23 protein-coding genes and 1 tRNA gene are annotated in these 23,279 nt (G+C 65.4%); 22 read left to right on the plus strand and 2 right to left on the minus strand.

Annotation, left to right across the window (positions count from 1 at the left end):
• Positions 1 to 19: 19 nt before the first annotated feature.
• The 6 genes from ACXJKC_RS19555 (at position 20) to ACXJKC_RS19580 (ending at position 5,980) form a co-directional block, all read left to right on the plus strand.
• Complete coding sequence (locus ACXJKC_RS19555) at positions 20 to 910, plus strand: alpha/beta hydrolase (RefSeq protein ID WP_456698423.1); 891 nt, start codon at positions 20 to 22, stop codon at positions 908 to 910.
• A gap of 16 nt (positions 911 to 926) precedes the next feature.
• Positions 927 to 2,435 (plus strand): CDP-glycerol glycerophosphotransferase family protein, encoded by a 1,509-nt coding sequence (locus ACXJKC_RS19560; RefSeq protein WP_456698424.1) that lies wholly within the window; start codon positions 927 to 929, stop codon positions 2,433 to 2,435.
• A 33-nt stretch (positions 2,436 to 2,468) separates the two neighbouring features.
• Entirely contained in the window at positions 2,469 to 2,927 is a 459-nt protein-coding gene (locus ACXJKC_RS19565; protein WP_456698425.1) for a ribose-5-phosphate isomerase, read from the plus strand.
• Positions 2,920 to 3,723 carry an Fpg/Nei family DNA glycosylase gene (locus tag ACXJKC_RS19570; RefSeq protein WP_456698426.1) on the plus strand — a complete coding sequence of 268 codons (804 nt, stop codon included), beginning with the start codon at positions 2,920 to 2,922 and terminating at the stop codon, positions 3,721 to 3,723. Before ACXJKC_RS19565 ends, ACXJKC_RS19570 begins: the two co-directional genes overlap by 8 nt.
• A gap of 22 nt (positions 3,724 to 3,745) precedes the next feature.
• Positions 3,746 to 4,879, plus strand: coding sequence for a PP2C family protein-serine/threonine phosphatase (locus ACXJKC_RS19575; RefSeq protein WP_456698444.1), 1,134 nt, complete (start codon positions 3,746 to 3,748; stop codon positions 4,877 to 4,879).
• 78 nt (positions 4,880 to 4,957) lie between these two features.
• Complete coding sequence (locus ACXJKC_RS19580; protein WP_456698427.1) at positions 4,958 to 5,980, plus strand: LLM class F420-dependent oxidoreductase; 1,023 nt, start codon at positions 4,958 to 4,960, stop codon at positions 5,978 to 5,980.
• Positions 5,981 to 6,038: 58 nt separating this feature from the next.
• Here the strand turns inward: ACXJKC_RS19580 and ACXJKC_RS19585 are convergent.
• Together ACXJKC_RS19585 and ACXJKC_RS19590 are read right to left on the minus strand one after the other, a co-directional pair.
• A tRNA-Gly gene (locus ACXJKC_RS19585) sits at positions 6,039 to 6,115 on the minus strand.
• A 59-nt stretch (positions 6,116 to 6,174) separates the two neighbouring features.
• Entirely contained in the window at positions 6,175 to 6,783 is a 609-nt protein-coding gene (locus ACXJKC_RS19590; RefSeq protein WP_456698428.1) for a VanZ family protein, read from the minus strand.
• A gap of 175 nt (positions 6,784 to 6,958) precedes the next feature.
• Here ACXJKC_RS19590 and pyrR point away from each other — a divergent pair, with 175 nt between their 5' ends.
• The 16 genes from pyrR to ACXJKC_RS19670 all read left to right on the plus strand — a co-directional run.
• On the plus strand, positions 6,959 to 7,549 hold the full coding sequence (pyrR, locus tag ACXJKC_RS19595; protein ID WP_456698429.1) for a bifunctional pyr operon transcriptional regulator/uracil phosphoribosyltransferase PyrR: 591 nt from the start codon (positions 6,959 to 6,961) through the stop codon (positions 7,547 to 7,549).
• Positions 7,550 to 7,658: 109 nt separating this feature from the next.
• On the plus strand, positions 7,659 to 8,636 hold the full coding sequence (locus ACXJKC_RS19600; protein WP_456698430.1) for an aspartate carbamoyltransferase catalytic subunit: 978 nt from the start codon (positions 7,659 to 7,661) through the stop codon (positions 8,634 to 8,636).
• A complete protein-coding gene (locus ACXJKC_RS19605) occupies positions 8,633 to 9,925 on the plus strand; it encodes a dihydroorotase (RefSeq protein ID WP_456698431.1) in 1,293 nt (430 codons plus the stop codon). The genes ACXJKC_RS19600 and ACXJKC_RS19605 overlap by 4 nt, the downstream gene beginning before the upstream one ends.
• Positions 9,922 to 11,061, plus strand: a complete 1,140-nt coding sequence (gene carA, locus ACXJKC_RS19610) for a glutamine-hydrolyzing carbamoyl-phosphate synthase small subunit (RefSeq protein ID WP_456698432.1) — start codon at positions 9,922 to 9,924, stop codon at positions 11,059 to 11,061. The genes ACXJKC_RS19605 and carA overlap by 4 nt, the downstream gene beginning before the upstream one ends.
• Positions 11,061 to 14,381, plus strand: coding sequence for a carbamoyl-phosphate synthase large subunit (carB, locus tag ACXJKC_RS19615; RefSeq protein ID WP_456698433.1), 3,321 nt, complete (start codon positions 11,061 to 11,063; stop codon positions 14,379 to 14,381). Before carA ends, carB begins: the two co-directional genes overlap by 1 nt.
• A complete protein-coding gene (gene pyrF / locus ACXJKC_RS19620; RefSeq protein ID WP_456698434.1) occupies positions 14,381 to 15,196 on the plus strand; it encodes an orotidine-5'-phosphate decarboxylase in 816 nt (271 codons plus the stop codon). Before carB ends, pyrF begins: the two co-directional genes overlap by 1 nt.
• A gap of 1 nt (position 15,197) precedes the next feature.
• Positions 15,198 to 15,629 (plus strand): hypothetical protein, encoded by a 432-nt coding sequence (locus ACXJKC_RS19625; protein WP_456698435.1) that lies wholly within the window; start codon positions 15,198 to 15,200, stop codon positions 15,627 to 15,629.
• Between the two features lie 27 nt (positions 15,630 to 15,656).
• Complete coding sequence (gene mihF / locus ACXJKC_RS19630) at positions 15,657 to 15,995, plus strand: integration host factor, actinobacterial type (RefSeq protein WP_456698436.1); 339 nt, start codon at positions 15,657 to 15,659, stop codon at positions 15,993 to 15,995.
• The gene (gmk, locus tag ACXJKC_RS19635; RefSeq protein ID WP_456698437.1) at positions 15,988 to 16,578 is read left to right on the plus strand and encodes a guanylate kinase; all 591 of its coding nucleotides are present in this window, start codon (positions 15,988 to 15,990) and stop codon (positions 16,576 to 16,578) included. Before mihF ends, gmk begins: the two co-directional genes overlap by 8 nt.
• A 39-nt stretch (positions 16,579 to 16,617) precedes the next feature.
• Positions 16,618 to 16,911, plus strand: coding sequence for a DNA-directed RNA polymerase subunit omega (gene rpoZ / locus ACXJKC_RS19640; protein WP_173491709.1), 294 nt, complete (start codon positions 16,618 to 16,620; stop codon positions 16,909 to 16,911).
• Positions 16,912 to 16,933: 22 nt separating this feature from the next.
• Positions 16,934 to 18,136 (plus strand): bifunctional phosphopantothenoylcysteine decarboxylase/phosphopantothenate--cysteine ligase CoaBC, encoded by a 1,203-nt coding sequence (gene coaBC / locus ACXJKC_RS19645; RefSeq protein ID WP_456698438.1) that lies wholly within the window; start codon positions 16,934 to 16,936, stop codon positions 18,134 to 18,136.
• Between the two features lie 58 nt (positions 18,137 to 18,194).
• Entirely contained in the window at positions 18,195 to 19,391 is a 1,197-nt protein-coding gene (gene metK, locus ACXJKC_RS19650) for a methionine adenosyltransferase (RefSeq protein ID WP_456698445.1), read from the plus strand.
• 29 nt (positions 19,392 to 19,420) lie between these two features.
• On the plus strand, positions 19,421 to 21,418 hold the full coding sequence (locus tag ACXJKC_RS19655) for a primosomal protein N' (protein ID WP_456698439.1): 1,998 nt from the start codon (positions 19,421 to 19,423) through the stop codon (positions 21,416 to 21,418).
• 100 nt (positions 21,419 to 21,518) lie between these two features.
• Positions 21,519 to 22,313: an IclR family transcriptional regulator domain-containing protein gene (locus ACXJKC_RS19660; protein ID WP_456698440.1), complete on the plus strand. Its 795-nt coding sequence runs from the start codon at positions 21,519 to 21,521 to the stop codon at positions 22,311 to 22,313.
• Positions 22,314 to 22,393: 80 nt separating this feature from the next.
• A complete protein-coding gene (locus ACXJKC_RS19665) occupies positions 22,394 to 22,528 on the plus strand; it encodes a hypothetical protein (RefSeq protein ID WP_456698441.1) in 135 nt (44 codons plus the stop codon).
• Positions 22,519 to 23,279, plus strand: a 761-nt coding sequence (locus ACXJKC_RS19670; RefSeq protein WP_456698442.1) for a DUF222 domain-containing protein, incomplete at its 3' end; no start/stop codon positions are given. The genes ACXJKC_RS19665 and ACXJKC_RS19670, both read left to right, overlap by 10 nt.

The raw sequence follows: 23,279 nt of genomic DNA on the forward strand, positions 1-23,279 counted from the left end.
TTTTGACTAGTCTCGTGCCATGACTCTTCACCCACAGGCGCAGGCGCTGTTGGACACCGTCATCGAAGGCGCTGAACCGTGGCGTCCTGAAGACCTCGTGTCGCTGCGCGCTGAGGCGAAAGCAGCCGCGATGTCCGGTGACCGGATCGGACTCGACTACGTCATCGACGTCGACGCGGACGGCGTCCCCTGCCGGCTCTACCGGCCCAAGCAGGGGGCGCCGGTGGCGTTGTACGTCCACGGCGGCGGCTGGGTCATGCACGACCTGGAAACCCACGATGCGTTCTGCCGGTACCTGGCTCACAAGACCGGGTGGGCGCTGCTGGCGGTCGACTACCGGCTGGCACCCGAGCATCCTTTCCCGGCACCGTTGGACGATGTCGAGACGGCAGCGCGCTGGTTGCGCCGACACGATCGGACGCATCGCATCGATGCCTCGTTCCTACCGGGAATCGGCGACTCGTCAGGGGCCAATCTGATCGCCGGGCTGTCTGTGCGCGATCCGCGGCTGCTCGACTTCCAAGTGCTGATGTACCCGCCGGTGGATCGCCGGGCCGAACTGCTGTCCGAACTGGCCAATTCGACGCTCGGCGATGTCGCGATGGACTGGTTCTGGGAAGGCTATGCACCAGGTGAGCTCGGCGATCACCCAGAGGTCTCGGTGGCGCGCGCGGAGAATCTGGACCAGCATCCGCCGGCATTCGTGCTGACGTGTGAGTACGACGTCCTGCGCGACCAGGCCGAGCAGTACGCCGCACGACTCGCGGCGGCCGGGGTCGAGGTCACCGCACATCGAGCGCTCGGCATGGTGCACTCGTTCTGGCGGCAGCCTGATGTATTCGACGGTTCGCGCTCGGCGGTGACGTTCGTGGGTGCCCTGCTCGACACGCACCGGGCCCGTCGACGCTGACTGGCATACTGTCCGGGTGACTGAAGACCAGCCGACGAGGCGTCTGCCGGTACTCCAGACGATTGCGGTCCTGGTCTTCGTGGTTCTGATCGCGCTCGCGGTGGTGCTCGACCGCGGACTTGTCGCGGTCGGTGTGCTCGTACTGCTCGGTGCGGCGTCCGGATTCGATCCGACCATCACCGACAGCCCTCCGTGGTCGCACGGCCTGCCGGGAGTGCCCGATGGCCCGAGTGCGCCAAGCAAAGTTCCGGCCATCGCATATCCCGTCGTGACCGGTGCCGTCGTGGTGCTCGCGGCAGTGCTCGTGGCTGTTGGCGCGGGTGCCTGGGTGTTCGCAGCTCTCGCGGTCGGGGCGGCCCTGGCCTGGCTCGTGGCCGCTGACAGTGCGCTGAGGTACGTGAGGCAGAGCCGACGCGTCAAGCGGGGGCTCGCGGCCTATGCGCCGACGACCGCGATGGGCTTTGCCGGCCGGTCGGGCGGACCGTGGCAGTTGCGCATGTGGGAGCCCTACATCCTGCGCTCGGGCGAACGCAATGTCGTGATCAGCCTGCACCCCAAGTACGCCGGGATGATCCTGAAGGACGCCGGCTTGTCATCGCCGTTCGTGCAGCTGGGATCGCGCGGGTTCAAAGACCTCGGTCAGCTGCTCGTGCCTTCACTGAAGGCCGTCTTCTACGTGCAGAATGCGCGCGCCAATGCCGGTTTCATGGCCCACGAGCGACTCACGCATGTCTGGCTCAATCATGGTGACTCCGACAAGCCCGCCAACTTCAATCCGCGGCACGCGAACTACGACAGGCTCGTGGTGTGCGGCCAGGCCGGAATCGACCGGTACGAGCGTCACGGTATCCACATCGATCCGGAGAAGTTCGCGATCCTCGGCCGCCCGCAGGCCTCGGCGGTCAAGTCGATGAAACAGCCGATCGCCGAGAAGGACCCGAAAGTCGTCCTGTACGCACCGACCTGGCAGGGACTGGACGAGGCGGTCAACTTCTCCTCTCTCGAACGCGGTCCGCAGATCGTTCAGGCCTTGATCGATCGCGGCGTCACCGTGATCTTCCGCCCCCACCCGTTGAGCTATCGCTGGCGCATCCGCAAGGCCGTAGTGCGTGAGATCCAGGCGATCCTGAGGGCTGACCGTACGGCCTCGGGGCGAAGACATCGCTGGGGTCGCAAGATCGACAAGGAATGGTCGGTCGCCGACTGTGCCAACCACTCACATGCCTTGATCTCCGACGTCTCGAGCGTCGTGTCGGACTTCTTGCAGTCGCGCAAGCCTTATGCCATGACGAGCATGCATGCCTCGGTCGAAGACTTCCGGGCGGAGTTCTCGGTCGCCGAGACCGGCTACGTCCTGTTGGGCGATCTGTCGAACCTCGACGAGGTTCTCGACGATCTGCTGATCGCCGATCCACTGGCGCAGGCACGGGCCGAGCGAAAACGTTATGTGCTCGGTGACTTCGACGGCGAGCAGTCCGCCGAGGCCTTCGCCAAGTTCGTGCGAGAGCTCGTCGGAGCCAGTTGACGGGTCGACCGATACGACTGGGAGAATCGGGGCATGCGCGTCCACATTGCGGCAGATCATGCCGGCTTCGAGCTCAAGACCCACCTCATCTCCTGGCTTTCGGCCCATGGCTACGAGCCGGTCGACCACGGCGCTCACACGTATGACGCGCTGGATGACTATCCGCCGTTCTGCGTCGCAGCGTCCGCCGCTGCCGTCGCCGAGCCCGACTCGCTGGCGATCGTCATCGGTGGTTCCGGCAACGGTGAGCAGATCGCGGCCAACAAGGTCAAAGGCGCCCGCGCGGCCCTCGCCTGGAGCATCGAGACGGCCACACTCGCCCGGCAGCACAACAATGCGCAGGTCGTTTCGGTCGGTGCGCGGATGCACACCGCCGACGAAGCCACCGCGATCGTCGAAGCCTTCCTGACGACCCCGTGGAGTGACGAGGCTCGCCATCAGCGCCGTATCGACATGCTGCTGTCGTACGAGGAAACGGGCACATTTGCCTGAGGGGCACACTCTCCATCGCCTGGCCGGAGACTTGTCCGAGGCCTATGCGGGCCGGCTCGTCAGGTCGTCGAGCCCGCAGGAACGTTTCGCGGCGGAGTCGGCCCGTCTCGACGGACAGGTCATGGAGGGCGCAGAGGCCTACGGCAAACATCTGTTCGTCTCGTTCGCGGGCCTTCCAGAGCAGGTCCACGTGCACCTCGGGCTGTACGGCACATTCGTGATCTCGCAGGGCGTCGACCGACCTGTCGTCGGGCAGGTCAGGTGGCGGCTGGAGTCCGATCACACCGCCGATCTGCGGGGACCCAGTGCCTGCCGTCTGCTCACGCCTCCCGAGGTTGATGCGATCGTGGCGCGCCTCGGTCCGGATCCGCTGCGGGCTGACGCCGATCCCGAGCGTGCGTGGACCAGGATCCACGGTTCGTCGGCGCCCATCGCGACACTCCTGATGGACCAATCCGTGCTGGCCGGTGTCGGGAACGTCTACCGGGCAGAGGTGTTGTTCAGGCAGCAGATCGCGCCCATGACCGCGGGCCGACGAATTTCCAAGGTCCGCTGGAACGCGATCTGGACAGATCTGGTCGAGCTCATGCAGGTGGGTGTCGAACGTGGGCGCATCGACACGGTGCGACCCGAGCATGAGCCTGAGGCGATGGGACGTGAACCCAGGGCGGACGATCACGGGGGAGAGGTCTACGTGTACCGACGTGATGCGCAAGGCTGTCTGGTGTGCGGCACCGCGATCAGGCGGCGTGTCGTGGCCGCCAGAAATCTGTTCTGGTGCCCGTCATGCCAATAACGTCGCTAGTGTTTCTCCGGTGATGCCAAGCTTACGACGATCGCTGCCGACCGTGGCCGGGTACCTGGACGATCGCATCGTGCGCTGGCGCACCGGGACGTCCGAGGGGCAGGTCGCGGTCTTCGCGGTCCTCGCCGCGATGTCGGTGGTGTTGCTGGGCTGTTCGGTCCTCAGCTATGACACGTTTCCAGCGGTCGTTTTCGTCATCCCGCTTCTGCTGGGGACCATGGCGTTGCGGTATCGGCCGCTGTTGCTGCTCGTGCTGTTCATCTTCGTCTGTGTCGCGATCACGGTGACCCACGCCTATCTGGAGGCGACCGAACGACACGAGCCGGGTATCACGGCGGGCAGGATCAGCACCCTGGCAGTCATGGCGCTGGCCGCGGTTCTGGTCCTTTACGAATCGAGCCGGCACCGCAGCGGCCTGCCGGGTCCGCTGGGCGAGGCGATGCTCGTCGATCTGCGCGACAAACTGCAGGCCCAGGGCGTCGTCCCGGCGCTACCCGACGGCTGGCGGGCGCAGAGTGCCATGTTGTCGGCCGGCGGGGCCAAATTCGCGGGGGACTTCCTGGTCGCCAACTTGTCGGAGGACGAGAGCAGACTCGAGATGGTGTTGGTCGACGTGTGCGGCAAAGGTGTGGGAGCCGGCACCCAGTCGCTGCAGTTCGCCGGAGCGCTCGGCGGATTGATCGGCGCGCTGCCGCCCAACGGCCTGTTCTCCGCGGGCAATGAGTTCTTGATGCGACAGAACTGGGATGAGGGATTCGCGACCGCCGTGCATGTCGTGATCGACATGAGGTCGGGTGACTACTCGATCATCAATGCAGGTCATCCGCCGGCGTTGCGGTGGGATCATCACCGCGAGGTCTGGGATGTCGACGGTGCGCGTGGTACGGCGCTGGGGATCATGAAGCGTCCCGACTTCGTCCAGACGACGGGACGACTCGAAGTCGGGGATGCGCTGATGTTCTACACCGACGGAGTTGTCGAGTCCCGCACCCAGGACTTCACGAGCGGTATCGAATGGCTGCGTGCGAGTGCGGCGACTGTCGTGGCGAGCGGATTCGATGACGCACCGCGCAGATTGCTCAAACTGGTCAAGTCGGGCGATGACGATCGGGCGGTCCTGATCCTGGACCGGATGGCTGATTTCTGAGAAATCTTCGACCTATGCAACTGGTTGCGCAATAGATATGGCAATCTGTGGGAGTCATCACTTCCCAGGAGGTCACATATGAAGCTAGGTCTTTCCCTCGGTTACTGGTCTGCCGGCCCGCCGCCGGGCATGGCGGAGCTGGTTCGCACCGCCGACGATCTCGGCTTCGATTCGATGTGGACGGCGGAGGCCTACGGCTCGGACGCCCTGACGCCGCTGACTTGGTACGGAGCGACGACGCAGAATCTCAAGCTCGGCACGGCGATCGCCCAGATGTCGGCCCGTACGCCGGTCGCGACCGCGATGGCGGCCATGACGCTGGATCACCTCAGTGGCGGCCGGGTCATGATAGGCCTCGGAGCATCGGGTCCCCAGGTCGTCGAGGGCTGGTACGGACAGCCGTATCCCAAGCCGCTGGCCCGCACGCGCGAGTACATCGCGATCATGCGCCAGACCATGGAGCGCCAAAAGGTCGAGTTCGACGGCGAGTTCTTCCAGATCCCCTTCAAAGGCGGCGCGGGTCTCGGTAAGCCGTTGCGTTCGACGATCCACCCGCTGCGCACCGACATCCCGATCCTGCTTGCTGCGGAAGGGCCCAAGAACGTCGCGCTGGCCGCGGAGATCGCTGATGGTTGGCTGCCGCTGTTCTATGCCCCGACCGACGACGCGCACTACCGTGAGGCGCTCGGTGTGGGCTTCGCCAAGGAAGGCGCCCGCAACACGATCGACAACTTCGAAGTCGCCTGCATGGTCAACGTCGAGGTCGACGACGACGTCAACGCGGCCGCCGACCGCATCCGTCCCATGATGGCGCTGTATATCGGCGGCATGGGTGCCAAGGGGGCCAACTTCCACAAGGCCGTGTTCGACCGCATGGGCTACGAAGAGCAGTGCGACAAGATCCAGGACCTCTACCTGTCAGGGCGTAAGGCCGAGGCCGAGAAGGCCGTGACATTGGAGATGGTCGAGCTGATCTCGCTGATCGGGCCGCGCGAGAAGATCGCCGAGGACATCGCACCTTGGCACGACTCGCTCGTCACGACCATGATCGTCAACGGATCACCGGAAACGCTGAAAATGATGAAGGACCTGACGAGCTGATCCTCGCCGATTCTCGACCGAAATAACGAAGGGCCCCTCGATGAGGGGCCCTTCGTGGTGGAGCGGACGACGAGACTCGAACTCGCAACATTCTGCTTGGAAGGCAGAGACTCTAGCCAATTGAGTTACGTCCGCAAGTGCTGCCGAAGCAGCGTGTACATCATGCCACAGCCCAAATCAGACGCGCCAATCGGTCAGGGGGCGTCACGGTCGGTCTCTGCAATTGCAGAGACCGCGAGCTGGTCGGCTCCCGTGGCGCTCTTCCAACTCGCGGCGTCGGCCAATCGGCGAGCGGCCGGTATGCGCAGGCAGGCCCGGAAGAGAGCGTGCCCGACGACGGCGCCGAGGGTGTTGGCCAGCAGGTCGTTGATGTCGGCGATGTGGCCGCCGTGACCTGTGACGGCATTGACGAACTGGGCCGCCTCCATCGTCAGGCTGATCAAGAATCCGTAGAGCACTACGCGCCCTGACGTGCGTGCGCGGGTCACAAGTGGCAACAAGAAGCCGAGCGGCATGAAAACCAGGACATTGCTGAGCATGTCGAACGGTTCTGTGTCGGCCAAGGGGACGAGGTTGATGAATGCGTCCCACGGCGGACGGTAGGCGTCCTGGCCGATCAGGATCGGGAAGATCGTGTTGGCGACGATTCCGGCGCCGTAGACGCACAACGCGGCGGCGACCACGACCCGAGGGATCGACCATGCAGCGCGGCGATGCAGCCGCCACAGCATGACGGCGAAGAGCAGTGCAGCCAGCGGGATGACGACCGGCAGCGCGGAGATCTCGTGGTGGGCACTTGTCATTCGTCGATCCTCAACTGTCAGGTGCGCAGGCACATCGAAGCATGGGAAACCTAGCATCGGGATGCTCAAGGAGTGGGCGGGCCGTGTCGGAGTGAGGGCGCTCACGCTGCTAGGCTGAGGCCGTTCAACGACATCCTTTAACGGCCGTCCCGAGAGGCGGAGAAGGAGGTCAGTCATGGTCGCGCCTACGGACGCTTCACGTGCTGGCAATGCCCACGACGACAGCAGCGACGATGCTCGCACAGTCCTCGACGACCAGGACATCTCCCGGGCTCTGACCCGCATCACGCACGAGATCCTGGAACGCAACCGTGACTCCGACGGACTCGTCCTCCTCGGTATCCCGACTCGCGGCGTCCATCTCGCCCGCCGGATCGCCGAACGGATGTCCGACGTCGAGGGGCGCCAGATCACTGCCGGCGCACTCGACGTCACGATGTACCGCGACGATCTGCGGCTCAAGCCTGCTCGCGCGCTGGAGCACACCGAGATTCCCGATGACATCGACGGCAAGGTTGTCGTGCTGATCGACGATGTGCTGTTCTCGGGACGCACGATCCGCGCCGCGCTCGATGCGCTCAATGAGCTGGGCCGTCCCAAGGCCGTCCAGCTCGCCGTGCTGATCGACCGTGGTCACCGCGAGCTGCCGATCCGGGCCGATTTTGTGGGCAAGAATCTGCCGACGTCTTTGGCCGAGAAGGTCAAGGTCAAACTGGCCGAGTCCGATGATGCGGACTCCGTGTCGATCACTGGGGGAGCGGCATGAGCGAGCGCCAGTTGGGGGTCCCCCCACGAGCTCTGCGAGTAGGGGGCGCGACAATCAGCGCAATCATGCCGCTGCCTACCTACCGTTGCTTCTCCGAGGGGGCGGCGGCATGATCAAGAATCTCCTCAGCGCAGGCGATCTCAACCGCGCCGACGCGATCCAGGTACTCGACACCGCCGAAGAGCTCCTCGGCGTCGCGAGCCGGCCGATCAAGAAGCTGCCGACGCTGCGCGGACGCACCGTCGTCAACCTGTTCTTCGAGGACTCGACCCGCACCCGGATCTCGTTCGAGGCCGCGGCCAAGCGGCTCAGCGCCGATGTCATCAACTTCTCGGCCAAGGGCTCGAGCGTCAGCAAGGGTGAGAGCCTCAAGGACACTGCGCTGACGCTGCAGGCGATGGGTGCCGACGCGGTCATCATCCGGCACCACTCGTCGGGTGCGCCGCACCGGTTGGCTCAGGCCAAGTGGACCAAAGGTGCTGTGATCAATGCCGGCGACGGCACGCACGAACACCCCACGCAGGCGCTGCTCGACGCGTTCACGATGCGCAGGCATCTGGCCAAGGACGGCGACGGCAGCCTCGAAGGCAAGAACGTCACAATCGTCGGCGATGTGCTGCACAGCCGGGTCGTGCGGTCGAATGTGCTCCTGCTCAAGACCTTGGGTGCCAACGTCACGATCGTCGCGCCGCCCACATTGCTGCCGGTCGGCATCGAGCATTGGCCGGTCAAGACGTCGTACGACCTCGACTCCTCGCTGGAGAAGGCCGATGCGGTCATGATGCTGCGGGTGCAGGCAGAACGCATGAACGCTTCGTACTTTCCGAGCGCGCGCGAGTACTCACGCCGCTACGGCCTCGACACCGTGCGGATGAACCGGCTGCCTGACCACGCGATCGTGATGCATCCAGGCCCGATGAACCGGGGCATGGAGATCACCGCCGACGTCGCCGACTCCGGCCGCTCGGTCATCGTCGAACAGGTCACCAACGGCGTCGCGGTTCGAATGGCCGTCCTCTACCTCCTCCTCGGCGGCGCCGCTGGAGACACAGCAGAACAAGACTCCACCGATAGGGAACGTGAATGAGCATCGTCATCAAGGGAGCGAACCTCCTCGGTGAGAACACGGCCGACATCCTGATCGAGGGCGGCGTCATCGCGGCAATCGGCACGGGCCTCGACGGCGACGAAGTTCTCGAAGCCGCGGGCCTGGTCGCCCTGCCCGGTCTCGTCGACCTGCACACCCACGTCCGCGAACCCGGGCGCGAGGACGCCGAGACGGTCCTGACCGGCTCGCGGGCCGCTGCCCGTGGCGGGTTCACCTGCGTGCACGCCATGGCCAACACGTCCCCGGTCGCCGACACCGCCGGTGTCGTCGAACAGGTCTGGCGCCTGGGCCGCGAAGGCGGCTACTGCGACGTCCAGCCCGTCGGCGCGGTCACCGTGGGGCTCAAGGGCCAGCAGCTCGCCGAGCTCGGGGCGATGGCCGATTCGGCCGCCGGTGTCCGGGTGTTCAGCGATGACGGCCTGTGTGTCTCCGACGCCGTCCTGATGCGGCGGGCTCTCGAGTACGTCAAGGCATTTGACGGCGTCATCGCCCAGCACGCCCAAGAGCCGCGCCTCACCGAGGGCGCTCAGATGAACGAGGGCCCGTTGTCGGGCGAGCTCGGACTCACAGGCTGGCCGGCCGTCGCCGAAGAGGCCATCATCGCCCGCGACGTGCTGCTGGCCGAACACGTCGGCTCACGTCTGCACGTGTGCCACCTGTCGACCCGCGGATCGGTCGAGATCATCCGCTGGGCCAAGAGCCGCGGCATCGACGTCACCGCCGAGGTCACCCCGCACCACCTGCTTCTCAGCGACGACCTCGTGCGCAGTTACGACCCGATCTACAAGGTCAACCCACCGTTGCGCTCCAACGACGACGTCGAGGCGGTCCGTGACGGTCTGGCCGACGGGACGATCGACATCGTCGCGACCGATCACGCGCCGCACCCCATGGAAGACAAGGAGTGCGAGTGGTCCGCAGCAGCGTTCGGCATGCTCGGGCTCGAGACCGCGCTCTCGGTCGTCCAGCAGACCATGGTCGACACCGGACGCCTCACCTGGGCGCAGGTCGCCGACAAGATGTCGACCAAGCCCGCGTCGATCGGACGAGTAGCCGGTCACGGCCGTCCGCTCGCTGTGGGGGAGCCGGCCAATATCGTGCTGGTCGACCCCGCGGCGACCCGCACGATCGACCCGCGCGACACCGCCTCGCTGTCGCGCAACAACCCCTACGCCGGCCTGACCCTGCCCGGCGAAATCGTCGCAACGTTCCTGCGTGGCAATCCCACCGTCCAGGACCGTGCACTCGTAGAAGGTGTGAACGCATGACCGAGGCAATCCTCGTGCTGGAGGACGGGCGCGTCTTTCGTGGCGAGTCTTACGGTGCGATCGGTGAGACGATCGGCGAGATCGTGTTCTCGACCGGCATGACCGGCTACCAGGAGACGCTGACCGATCCGTCCTACAAGGGCCAGATCGTGGCGATGACCGCGCCGCACATCGGCAATACCGGAGTCAACGACGAAGACTTCGAGTCGCGTCGCATCTGGGTCGACGGCTACATCGTCCGTGACCCGGCGCGCGTGCGGAGCAACTGGCGGTCCGACCGCTCGCTCGACGAAGAACTGACCAAGCAGAACGTCGTCGGGATCTCCGGTATCGACACCCGTGCACTGACCCGCCACCTGCGCGAACGCGGATCCATGCGCGGTGCCATCAGCTCGACCAGCACCGATGTCGAGACCGTCCTGGCCCGTGTCCAGGCCGCGCCGACGATGAAAGGCGCGAACTTCCTGGCCGATGTCACGACCGAGAAGACCTATGTCGTGCCGGCCGTCGGTGAGAAGCGCTTCACGGTCGCCGCGATCGACCTCGGCATCAAGGGGATGACCCCGCGCCGGATGGCCGAGCGCGGCATCGAGGTGCACGTCATGCCAGCGACGACGACGTTCGACGAGATCGCTGCCGTCGCTCCCGACGGCGTCTTCATGTCGAACGGACCCGGCGACCCGGCCACCGCCGATCACGCGGTCGGTGTGCTGAAGCAGGTGCTCGCCGCCAAGCTGCCCTACTTCGGCATCTGCCTGGGCAACCAGATCTTCGGCCGCGCGCTCGACCGTGGCACCTATAAGCTGGTCTACGGACACCGTGGCATCAACCAGCCGGTGCAGGACCTGACGACCGGCAAGGTCGAGATCACTGCGCACAACCACGGCTTCGCAGTCGACGCGCCCACTACCGGCACGTTCGAGACGCCGTACGGCGCGGGGAGGGTCACCCACGTGTGCCTCAACGACGACGTCGTCGAAGGGCTGGCTCTGCTGGAGCAGCCCGCGTTCAGCGTCCAGTACCACCCAGAGGCGGCGGCCGGCCCGCACGACGCGGCCTACCTCTTCGACCGTTTTGTAGACCTGATGCAGGAGAATTCCGTGGTTTCGACAAGCTCAACCGACGGGGCCAACTAATGCCGAAGCGCAATGACATCAAGTCCGTCCTGGTCATCGGCTCGGGTCCCATCGTCATCGGCCAGGCGTGCGAGTTCGACTACTCGGGCACCCAGGCGTGCCGCGTCCTCCAGGAGGAGGGCATCCGGGTCATCCTGATCAACTCCAACCCGGCCACGATCATGACCGATCCGGAGTTCGCCGACGCGACCTACATCGAGCCGATCACGCCCGAGTTCGTCGAGAAGGTCATCGCCAAGGAGCGCCCCGACGCCCTGCTGGCAACCCTCGGCGGTCAGACGGCACTCAACGCCGCGATCCAGATGCACGAGGCGGGGGTGCTTGAGAAGTACAACGTCGAGCTGATCGGCGCCTCGATCGAGGCGATCGAGAAGGGCGAGAACCGCGAGTCGTTCAAGGAGGTCGTCGCGACGCTGCCTCCGGAGTGGGGCGCGGAGTCGGCCAACTCGGTCATCTGTCACAGCATGGAAGATTGCCTCGCCGGCGTTCCTGAGCTCGGCGGCTACCCCGTCGTCGTGCGGCCGAGCTTCACGATGGGCGGCAGCGGTTCGGGTCTGGCGTACAACGAGGAGGACCTCTACCGCATCGCCGGTTCGGGACTCGCGCTCAGCCCGACCACCGAAGTGCTCCTGGAGGAGTCGATCCTCGGCTGGAAGGAGTACGAGCTCGAAGTCATGCGCGACACGGCTGACAATGTCGTGATCGTCTGCTCGATCGAGAACTTCGACCCCATGGGCGTCCACACGGGCGACTCGATCACGGTCGCCCCGGCCATGACGCTGACCGACGTCGAGTACCAGAAGCTGCGCGACATCTCGATCGGCATCATCCGCGAGGTCGGCGTCGACACGGGTGGCTGCAACATCCAGTTCGCGGTCAACCCCGAGGACGGCCGCATCGTCGTCATCGAGATGAACCCGAGGGTTTCGAGGTCCAGCGCTCTGGCTTCCAAGGCCACTGGGTTCCCTATTGCGAAGATTGCTGCGAAGGTCGCGATCGGCTACACGCTCGACGAGATCCCCAACGACATCACGCAGGAGACTCCGGCGTCGTTCGAGCCCACGCTCGACTACGTCGTCGTCAAGGTGCCGCGGTTCGCCTTCGAGAAGTTCCCGGCGGCCGACTCGACCCTGACGACGCACATGAAGTCGGTCGGCGAGGCCATGGCGATCGGTCGCAACTTCACCGAGGCGCTGGGCAAGGCGCTGCGCTCGTTGGAACGCAAGGACTCGGTGTTCACCTGGGCCGGCGACGCCGGTGACAAGGCGACGCTCCTCAAAGAGATCGCCCGTCCGCACGATGGTCGAATCAAGCTCGTCATGGACGCAATCCGTGCCGGTGCGACGCCCGACGAGATATTCGAGTCGACCAAGATCGACCCGTGGTTCGTCGACCAGCTGTTCTTGATCAACGAGGTCGCGGTCGAGCTGCGCGACGCCAACGAGCTCAACCCCGCCGTCCTGCGCAAGGCCAAGCGCCATGGCTTCTCCGACGCGCAGATCGCGGGTCTGCGCGATATGCGCGAGGAGGTCGTCCGCGGTGTTCGGCACGCGCTCGGCGTCCGCCCGGTGTACAAGACCGTCGACACGTGCGCCGCCGAGTTCGCGGCCGCGACGCCGTACCACTACTCGTCGTACGACGAGGAGACCGAAGTCGCGCCGCGTACCAAACCGGCCGTGCTGATCCTCGGCAGTGGCCCCAACCGCATCGGTCAGGGCATCGAGTTCGACTACTCGTGCGTGCACGCGGCCATGGCGCTGTCGGACGTCGGCTACGAGACCATCATGGTCAACTGCAATCCCGAGACCGTCTCGACCGACTACGACACCTCCGACCGCCTGTACTTCGAGCCGTTGACGCTCGAGGACGTGCTCGAGATCGTCCACGCCGAGCAGCAGGCCGGGCCCGTCGTCGGTGTCATCGTGCAACTGGGCGGACAGACCCCGCTGGGTCTGGCTGCGGGCCTCGAAGCTGCGGGCGTCCCAATCGTGGGCACTCAGCCCGCCGCGATCGAGCTGGCCGAGGAGCGCGGAGCATTCGCACGGGTGCTCGATGAAGCGGGACTCGTCGCCCCCAAGAACGGCATGGCCACGACGTTCGAGAATGCCAAGGAGATCGCCGACGAGATCGGCTACCCGGTCCTGGTGCGTCCGTCGTACGTGCTCGGCGGGCGCGGCATGGAGATCGTGTACGACGAGGCGACACTGGCCGATTACATCGGTCGGGCCACCGAGATCTCGCCCGATCGTCCCGTGCTGGTCGACCGGTTCCTCGACGACGCGATCGAGATCGACGTCGACGCGCTGTACGACGGCACCGAGCTGTTCCTCGGCGGCGTCATGGAGCACATCGAAGAGGCCGGCGTGCACTCGGGCGACTCGGCCTGTGCGCTGCCGCCGATCACGCTCGGCGACCTGGAGATCCAGCGGATCCGCGAGTCGACCGAGGCAATCGCCAAGGGCGTGGGCGTGCGCGGGCTCATCAATATCCAGTTCGCGCTGTCATCCGACATCCTGTACGTCATCGAAGCCAATCCGCGGGCATCGCGCACCGTGCCGTTCGTCTCGAAGGCGACAGCGACCCAGCTGGCGAAGGCCGCGGCCCGGCTCATGCTGGGCGAGTCGATCGCCGAGCTGCGTGCGGCGGGCGTGCTGCCCGCGACCGGCGACGGCGGACGCCTTCCCGACACGGCCCCGATTGCCGTCAAGGAAGCCGTCATGCCGTTCAACCGGTTCCGCACGTTCGAGGGCAAGTACGTCGACACCCTGCTCGGCCCCGAGATGCGCTCGACCGGCGAGGTCATGGGCTTCGACGCAGGCTTCGGCCCGGCGTTCGCGAAGTCTCAAGCCGGTGCGCAGCAGAACTTGCCGACGTCGGGCAAGGTCTTCGTGTCGGTCGCCAACCGCGACAAGCGGCACATGATCTTCCCGGTCAAGCGGCTCGCCGATCTCGGCTTCGAGATCCTCGCGACAAGCGGAACTGCAGTCGTCCTGGCCCGCAACGGCGTCAAGTCGACGGTGATCCGCAAGCTCAGCGAGGAGCCGCTCGAGGGACAGAGCCGCAGCACGATCGTGGAGAAGATCCACGAGCAGGACGTACAGTTGATCATCAACACCCCGCACGGCGTGACGTCGGGTGGCAGCCCGCGCATCGACGGCTACGAGATCCGCACCGCGGCCGTGGCCGAAGGTGTCCCGTGCATCACCACGATCCAGGGGCTTGCTGCGGCGGTCCAGGGCATCGAGGCGATGATCGAGGGCAGCATCGGCGTCACGTCGCTGCAGGACTGGGCCAAGATCATCACGGCCGGGCGCAGCTGATGTCCTTCGGTTCCCGCGCGCGGGTCGCGATGCAGGCCTACGGTCCAGCCTGCATCGGCATCGACCCGCATGCCGCGTTGTTGGAGCAGTGGGGACTCGACGACGACATCGAAGGTCTCGACCGGTTCGCCTCTTCTTGCGTCGAGGCGTTCGCCGGGCAGGTCGCGTTCGTCAAGCCGCAGTCGGCGTTCTTCGAACGGTTCGGTGCCAGGGGAGTCGTGATCCTGGAGCGCACGATCGAAGATCTGCGCCACACAGGTTCGCTCGTCGTGCTCGACGTCAAGCGCGGCGACATCGGATCGACCGCTGCGGCCTACGCCGAGGCCTACCTCGACGACGACTCGCCGATGGCCGCCGACGCCATCACAGTCAGTCCCTACCTCGGATTCGGCTCGCTGACCCCGTTCTTCGAGGTCGCCGAGAAGAACGATGCGGGCGTGTTCGTCCTCGCGTTGACCTCGAATCCCGAAGGCCCCGAGGTGCAGCATGCGCGCGTGGGTGACCGCACCGTCGCCGGAAACGTCCTTGCCCAGCTCGCCGAACTCAACGCCGGCGCGACTCCCATGGGTTCGTACGGTGCCGTGGTCGGTGCGACGATCGGTGACGCGACCGAGGACTTGGCGATCAACGGTCCGCTGCTCGTACCGGGCTTCGGTGCGCAGGGCGGCACGGTCGACGACATCCGGCGTCTGTTCGCCGGTGTCATCGACAACGTCATCCCGTCGACGTCGCGTGGCGTGCTGACGGCCGGTCCCGATATCGGCGCATTGCGCGATGCTGCCGCCCGGGTCAACGCCGAACTTGTAGGGTCGTGACATGAAGAAGGCAGCGGCCCTGGTTGCCGCGACGGTCGTCGCGTCCACCGTCCTGTCCGGCTGTGGCGGAGACAGCGAGTACTGTGCGACGGTCAAGCAGAATGTGTCGGTGCTCGACTCCTTCGGCAAGAAGAAGACTGACGCCAAGTTCAAGAAGTACCGTCGCGCGGTCAATGAGATATCCAAGCTCGCCCCCGAGCCGGTCGACAAGGACTGGACCGCGCTGACCAAGTCACTCATCGAGGTCAGGGACGCCCAGAAGGCTGCAGGACTCAAACTCGAAGACGTCACGGTCAAGTCGGTCGCAGGACTCAGCACGGCGCAGAGCACCGGGCTCAACGAGGCGTACAAGTCATTCTCGGACGCCGTGGCCGATCATGGTCAGGCCATCACTGACAACGTCAAGAGCGAATGCGGTGTGACGCTCAAATGATGTCCCGCAGGCAGAGAGGTTGAGGCAGTGGCACTTCCCGCACTGACGCCAGAACAGCGCAAGGCCGCACTCGAAAAGGCGGCCCTGGCCCGCCAGCTGCGTGCCGAGGTCAAGAACCGGCTCAAGAGCTCGACCGCGAGCCTGACCGAGGTCATCGCAGAATCGAAGGCCAATGAGGTCATCGCCAAACTCAAAGTGGTCGATCTCTTGCAGGCCATGCCGGGCGTCGGCAAGGTGCGGGCCCAAGAGATCATGCAGCGCATCGGCATCGCCGACAGTCGTCGATTGCGCGGTCTCGGCGCGAATCAGATCTCGGCGCTGATCGCTGAGTTCGCCGCGCGGGCTGAGCGTACTGCCCGTGGCTGAACAGATCGAAGGACCTTCTCGTCTCGTGGTGCTCGCCGGCCCGACAGCCGTCGGCAAAGGCACCATCGCGGCGTGTGTGCGGGAGCTGCATCCCGATATCTGGATCTCGGTGTCGGCCACGACCCGGCCGGCAAGACCGGGGGAGATCGACGGCGTGCACTATCACTTCGTCAGTGACGCGGAATTCGATCACTTGATCGCGACCGGCGGGCTGCTCGAATGGGCGGTTGTACACAAGGCCGCCCGCTACGGCACCCCGCGGGCCGCCGTGGAGGAGCAGTTGGCCGCTGGCCGACCGGCGTTGCTGGAGATCGATCTGCAGGGAGCCCGCCAGGTGCGCGAGGCGATGCCCGGTGCGTTGATGTGCTTCCTGAAACCGCCGAGTTTCGCCGAACTCGAGCGACGTCTCGTGGGTCGCGGCACCGAGGACACCGAGGAACGTGAACGTCGTCTGGCGACCGCGCGGGTCGAGTTGGCAGCCGAGTCGGAGTTCGACGTGACGATCGTCAACACCGATGTCGCTACGGCTTGCCAAGAATTGGTAGACTTGTTCAGATCCGGCTCCAGCCGGGTCGGTTCTTGAATGAACACCCCCATCAAACCGTCTTTTCTGTGAGGCTCTGTGTCCACGACACGTTCGACTGCCATCGGCATCACCAACCCGCCGCTCGACGATCTGCTCGAGAAGGCGGACAGCAAGTACAAGCTCGTGCTGTACAGCGCCAAGCGTGCGCGCCAGATCAATGCCTACTACTCGCAGCTCGGTGAAGGCCTGCTCGAGTACGTCGGACCGCTGCTCGAGACCGGCGTCCAGGAGAAGCCGCTGTCGATCGCGCTGCGCGAGATCAACGCCGATCTGCTGACCGTCGAAGACATCGACCCCGAGGCCGAAGCGGCAGCTGCAGAGAAGGCCTGACCTCCACCCCGGAGGTTGCACCATGACTGAGATCGTCCTCGGAGTATCGGGTGGGATCGCGTCCTACAAGGCCGCGGAGCTGTTGCGACTTTTCACCGAGTCGGGCCACAGTGTCCGCGTCGTGCCGACGGAGTCTTCACTGAACTTCGTCGGCGCGGCCACGTGGGAGGCCCTGAGCGGCAAACCGGTCCAGGTCGGCGTGTTCGAGCATGTCGACGAGGTGGCTCACGTCCGCATCGGCCAGTCGGCCGATCTGGTGCTCGTGGCTCCTGCGACGGCCAATATCTTGGCCAAGGCCGCCCACGGACTAGCGGACGATCTGCTGACCAACACCCTGCTCACGGCCCGCTGTCCGGTTGTGTTCGCACCGGCGATGCACACCGAGATGTGGGAGAACGCAGCCACACAGGCCAATGTCGAGACCCTGCGGTCCCGCGGATGTGTCGTGCTCGAACCTGCCGTCGGACGTCTGACAGGCGTCGATACAGGCAAGGGGCGGCTTCCCGCGCCGGCCGAGATCTTCGCCGCCGCCTTGAACGTTCTCGAAGGACATCCGCAGGATCTGGCCGGACGCCACGTCGTGGTGTCCGCAGGCGGCACGCGTGAATACCTCGATCCGGTCCGTTACCTCGGCAATCGCTCATCGGGACGTCAGGGCTTCGCCCTGGCCGAGGCAGCAGTGGCCCGCGGCGCCCGCGTCACGGTCGTCGCCGCCAACGTCTCGCTGGCCCGCCCGGCAGGTGTCGAGGTCATCGACGTCGTGAGCACCGAGGAACTGCGCCAACAGGTGCAGTTGGCCGCCGCTTCGGCCGACGCCGTCGTCATGGCCGCCGCCCCGGCTGATTTTCGCCCGGCGGAGTTCGTCGATGCCAAGATCAAGAAGACTCCCGACGGTGTCGCGCCGCAGATCCACCTGGTGGAGAACCCTGACATCCTGGCCGAGCTCGTCAAGACACGGACGGGCACCCACCCGGTCATCGTCGGTTTCGCGGCAGAGACCGGCGATGCACATGCCACGGTCATCGAGCATGCTCGGGCCAAGCTGGCCCGTAAGGGCTGTGATCTACTCGTCGTCAATGATGTGAGCGCAGGCAAGGCATTCGGCCGCGAAGACAATGAAGCCGTTCTGCTCGGCGCCGACGGCACACTCAAACAATTTCCGCTCGGTTCCAAGACGGCCCTCTCCCACGTGATCTGGGATGCAGTGGTCCAGCGCTTGGACTGAGCAAAACCGCGAGACGTTTCGCTCGTTACACTTTCGAACAGTCGTCAACCCAGGAGTAATAGTGAGCCGCTTCTTTACGTCCGAGTCAGTGACCGAGGGTCACCCGGACAAGATCGCCGACCAGATCAGCGACAGCGTGTTGGACGCGCTGCTTGCCCAGGACTCCAAGAGCCGGGTCGCGTGCGAGACATTCATCACGACCGGCCTCATCGTCGTCGGCGGCGAGGTCACGACCGAGGCATATGCCGACATCGCGAAGATCGCACGTGACCGCGTCCTCGAAATCGGTTACGACTCCTCGGTCAAGGGATTCGACGGTGCTTCATGCGGCGTCCAGATCACCCTCGACGCGCAGTCGCCCGACATCGCACAGGGCGTCGACACCGCATTCGAGGGACGGACCGAGGGTTCGGCCGATCCGCTCGATCTGCAGGGCGCCGGCGACCAGGGTCTGATGTTCGGTTTCGCCTGTGACGAGACTCCCGAACTGATGCCCTTGCCCATCACGATCGCGCATCGTCTCGCCGAGCAGCTCACGGCAGTTCGCAAGGACGGCACGCTGCCGTACCTGCGTCCTGACGGCAAGACTCAGGTCACGGTCGAGTACGACGACAACGACAAGCCGGTTCGCGTCGACACCGTCGTGCTGTCGACCCAGCACGAAGAGGGCATCGATCTGGATGCGCAGCTCGCGGTCGACATCAAGAAGCATGTCGTCGACGTCGTGCTCGCGGGATTCGACATCGACACCTCCGACTACCGACTGCTGGTCAACCCGACCGGCAAGTTCGTCATCGGCGGCCCCATGGGCGATGTCGGCCTGACGGGTCGCAAGATCATCGTCGACACCTACGGCGGCTATGCCCGTCACGGCGGCGGCGCGTTCTCGGGCAAGGATCCGAGCAAGGTCGACCGTTCGGCCGCCTACGCGATGCGTTGGGTCGCCAAGAACATCGTGGCCGCCGGACTCGCGTCCAAGGTCGAGGTGCAGGTCGCGTACGCAATCGGCAAGGCTCACCCGGTCGGCTTCTACGTCGAGGCGTTCGGCACAGAGACTGTGCCGGTCGACAAGATCCGGGCCGCTGTGCTCGAGGTCTTCGATCTGCGTCCGGCCGCGATCATCCGCGACCTCGACCTGCTCAAGCCGATCTACGCCCAGACTGCCGCGTACGGCCACTTCGGTCGTGAGCTCCCGGGCGTCGTGTGGGAGACCACCGATCGCGCCGAGGCACTGAAGGCAGCTGCGACAAAGTAGGTGTCACCGCCGGCTGATAGAACTGGCACGTGACGTCGGATGAGGGACCAGAGCAGCTAGCTCTGGTCCCTTCGTCCGTCCCCACGCCGAAGAAGGCTGCGAAGAAGGTCAAACCGGCCCAACAGGCGGCTGCGACCGACCCCGTCGCCCGGGTCGTCGTCGACTCCGGCCTCCCGCATCTCGACCGGCCCTTCGACTACCGGGTCCCGGCCGAACTCGATGCCGAGGCGGTGCCCGGTTGTCGGGTCAAGATACGTTTCGCCGGTCGGATGGTCGATGGATTCGTGGTCGAGCGGATGGCAGACAGCGCACACGAGGGCAAACTGGCCTTCCTGGCCAAGGTCGTGTCGTCCGAACCGGTCCTGAGGCCTGAGGTCCTGACGCTGGCTCGTGCGGTTGCCGATCGGTACGCCGGCGTCCTGGGTGATGTCCTCCGACTGGCGATTCCGCCGCGACATGCCCGCGCCGAGGCACAAGCACGTCCGGTGCGGCCGGCCCGGCTGCCCGATGCCACCTCAGATGGTTGGAACGACTACGAGGCCGGTGCTTCGTTCCTCGCCGCATTGCTGGCCGGTGAGAGCCCACGAGCCTGCTGGAACGCCGTCCCGGGCCATGATCCGGCCCGCTCGATGGCGCAGGCTGCTCTCGCTGCGCTGCACGCCGGTCGCGGCACGGTTGTGTGTGTTCCCGACCAGCGCGATGTCGCTCGGTGGGACGCGGTGTTCACCGAAGTGCTGGGGGAGGGACACCACGTCACGCTGACTGCGGCGCAGCCACCAGCGCGCCGCTACCGCTCGTTCCTGGCGTTGTCGCGCGGTGATGTGCAGATCGTGGTCGGCACACGTGCGGCGGCTTTCGCGCCGGTCAAAGATCTCGGCCTGGTCGCGATCTGGGACGACGGAGACGATCTGTTCGCCGAACCACGGTCGCCCTATCCGCATGCGCGCGACGTGCTGTTGCTGCGGGCTACTGAGCAGAAAGCTGCCTTGCTGTTGGGTGGTTATGTCCGAACCGCCGAGGCGCAGCTTCTCGTCGAAAGCCGATGGGCCGGCGAGATCGTGGCAGATCGCGACACCAGACGCGACCGATGGCCGCGGCTGGCGGTGACCGACGGTGTCGTCGACGGTTCTGCTCCGGTCCGGCTGCCTAAGGAGGTCTTCGCGGCGATTCGCAAGGCTTCTGGTCCGGTGCTGATACAGGTCCCGCGCCGGGGATACCGCGAATCGTTGTCATGCCAGACCTGCCGTCATCCGGCCCGCTGCAGGCACTGCCAAGGACCGCTCATGCAGAGATCGGCCTCCCAGCCGGTCACGTGTCGCTGGTGCGGCGTGAGCGAACCGTCGTGGCGGTGCAGTGAGTGCCAAGGCACCCGGCTCCGGTCGCCTGTTGTGGGGGCGCTGCGAACGGCCGAGGAGTTCGCGCGAGCGTTCCCGAAGCTGGAGGTCGTGACGTCGGGTGGTCAGACGATCCGCGATTCGGTGGAACCTGGCCCCGTTCTTGTGCTGGCGACCCCAGGAGCAGAGCCGCATGTCGAAGGCGGCTACTCCGTCGTCGTCTTGCTCGACACTTGGCTCATGCTGGCTCGCGACGACGTACGCGTCGAGGAGGAGTCGCATCGCCGCTGGTTCAACGCATTGGCGCTGGCCGGTGAAGGGGCCACCGCCGTCGCGGTAGGTGATCCGACCACACTTCAGGCACTTGTGCGCGCCGACCCGGCAGGGTTTGCTGCGCGCGAACTGGCCGACCGGACGGAGACCCGCCTGCCGCCGACCGGCAGGCTCGCGATCATCGACGCAGACGATGACGTCTTGGCCGAACTGGCCGGGCGAACCTGGACGCCGCATGCCGAAGTGCTCGGTCCCGTGCCGGTCGACCCGCGCGATCCGTCGGCCGGACAGCGTCTGATCGTCAGAGCACCCCGACGTGAGGGAGCGGCGCTAGCGAATGCGTTGCGGGAAATCGTGGCGACCCGCAGCGCGGCCAAGCTCTCACTACCGCGGATCCAGGTCGATCCGATGCGGTTCTGAGTCAGCTCGCCTAGATGAACAGGTCCTCTCCGCGCTGAGCGTCGAAGTATTCCTCGACGATGGCGGTAGCTCCCTTCGATGCCACGGCTAGGGTGTCCCTGTGACGGAGCAGGACGAGAGCGATGCCAAATCAGGCACTCAGGTGCAGTCTTTGGTCCGTGGTCTGACCGTCATTCGGGTGTTCGACGCAGAGCACGCCAGACTCACCTTGTCGGAAGTCGCCCGTCGGGCAGGACTCACACGTGCGACAGCCAGACGGGTTCTGCACACCCTGGTCGACCTCGACTACGTCGCGACTGACGGAAAGAACTTCAGCCTGCGGCCCAAGATCCTCGAACTGGGCTACGCCTACCTCTCATCGATGAATCTGCCGACGCTGGTGGCGCCGCATTTGGAGAGCTTGACCGCAGCCACTCAGGAGTCCTCATCCGTTGCCATCCTCGACGGCAAGGACATCGTCTACGTCGCGCGAGTCGCCAAGCGGCGGATCATGTCTGTCGATATCGGTGTGGGAACTCGAATGCCGGCCTATGCGACGTCGATGGGTCGCGTTCTGCTCGCGGGCCGCTCGGCAGAAGAGCTCGAGTCATATCTCGATCAGCACGAACGTAAGAAGTTCACTTCCAGGACGCTGGTTGACCGCCAGGCGCTGCTCGACGAAATCGCCGTGGTGCGTGAAAAGGGCTGGTCGATGGTCAGCGAAGAGCTCGAAGAAGGGCTCCGATCGCTTGCCGTGCCCATTCGATTGCCGGCTGGCCAGATACTTGCGGCACTCAACGTGTCGGCGAGTGCGCTGCGGGGCGACGCCGAAGAGATCGTGGAGAACTTCCTGCCGAAGCTGCTGGCTGCGGCCAAAGACATTGAGAGTGACTTGGTCTTCGTCCACCGCCGATGAACTGGGTGTTGTGACAAGGCCTGTGGACAACCGCGCTGCAGCCAAAACCGGGTGTCGGAGGCGTCTTCTAGGTTCGATGTATGGCCTCAGAAATCGACCCGGCGCAGGTGATCCTCGACCGGATCGCCGCACGTGAGGTCGAGCGTGCCCAAGTCGAGGCAGCGACGTCGACCGGTTGGCCGCAGCCCGTCGGATCCGTGGCACCATGCCCTTGACGTGGCAGGCTCACCTCGATGGTGAGATCGATTCTTACCGGGTCGGTCTGATCGCKGCGGCCGCCGAGAAGCTCCGCGACCCCGAGTCCCGGGCCAGGCTGGACCACCGGRTCGGGSGRTATGCCTCCAACCACACCCCGTCGCAGGTCAAAGGATGGTTGAACCGGTTCGTGGCCCGTGCCGAACCAGAAGCCGCCAGAGCTCGCGCGCGTGATGAATACGCSAAACGGTCGGTGTGGGCCAAACATGGTGATGACGGTATGACCCGACTGACCGCGTACATCAAGACAACCGATGCCGCTCAGATCAGCGATCTGCTGACCACAATGGCCAGAAACAAGCCGTCCGGCGACCGCAACATCGACCAGATGCGCGCTGACGCGTTCGTCGACCAGATGCTCGGGCGCGGYCAYRGCTCGACCAACCGCAGGGCCGTCATCGGCGTCGTGGCCACGCTCGAATCTCTGGCCGGTCTGACTGACGAGCCAGGCGTAGCCCTCGACGGTTCCTTCGCGCTACCGGCCGACATGGTCCGTGACCTCGCGGCCGAACCCGGCACGATCTTCTATCGCATCCTCAAAAATCCCCTCGGCCACATTCTCGACATTGCCGAAATCGGCTACCGACCCTCATCCAAGCTTCGCCGAGCTGTCGAGTTCCGCGACGGAACGTGCCAGTTCGCCACCTGTAGCCGTCCAGCAGTCGAGTGCGATCTCGACCATCAGATCCCCTGGCCCCACGGGCCCACCCA

This window comes from Aeromicrobium sp. P5_D10 (genome assembly GCF_054049535.1).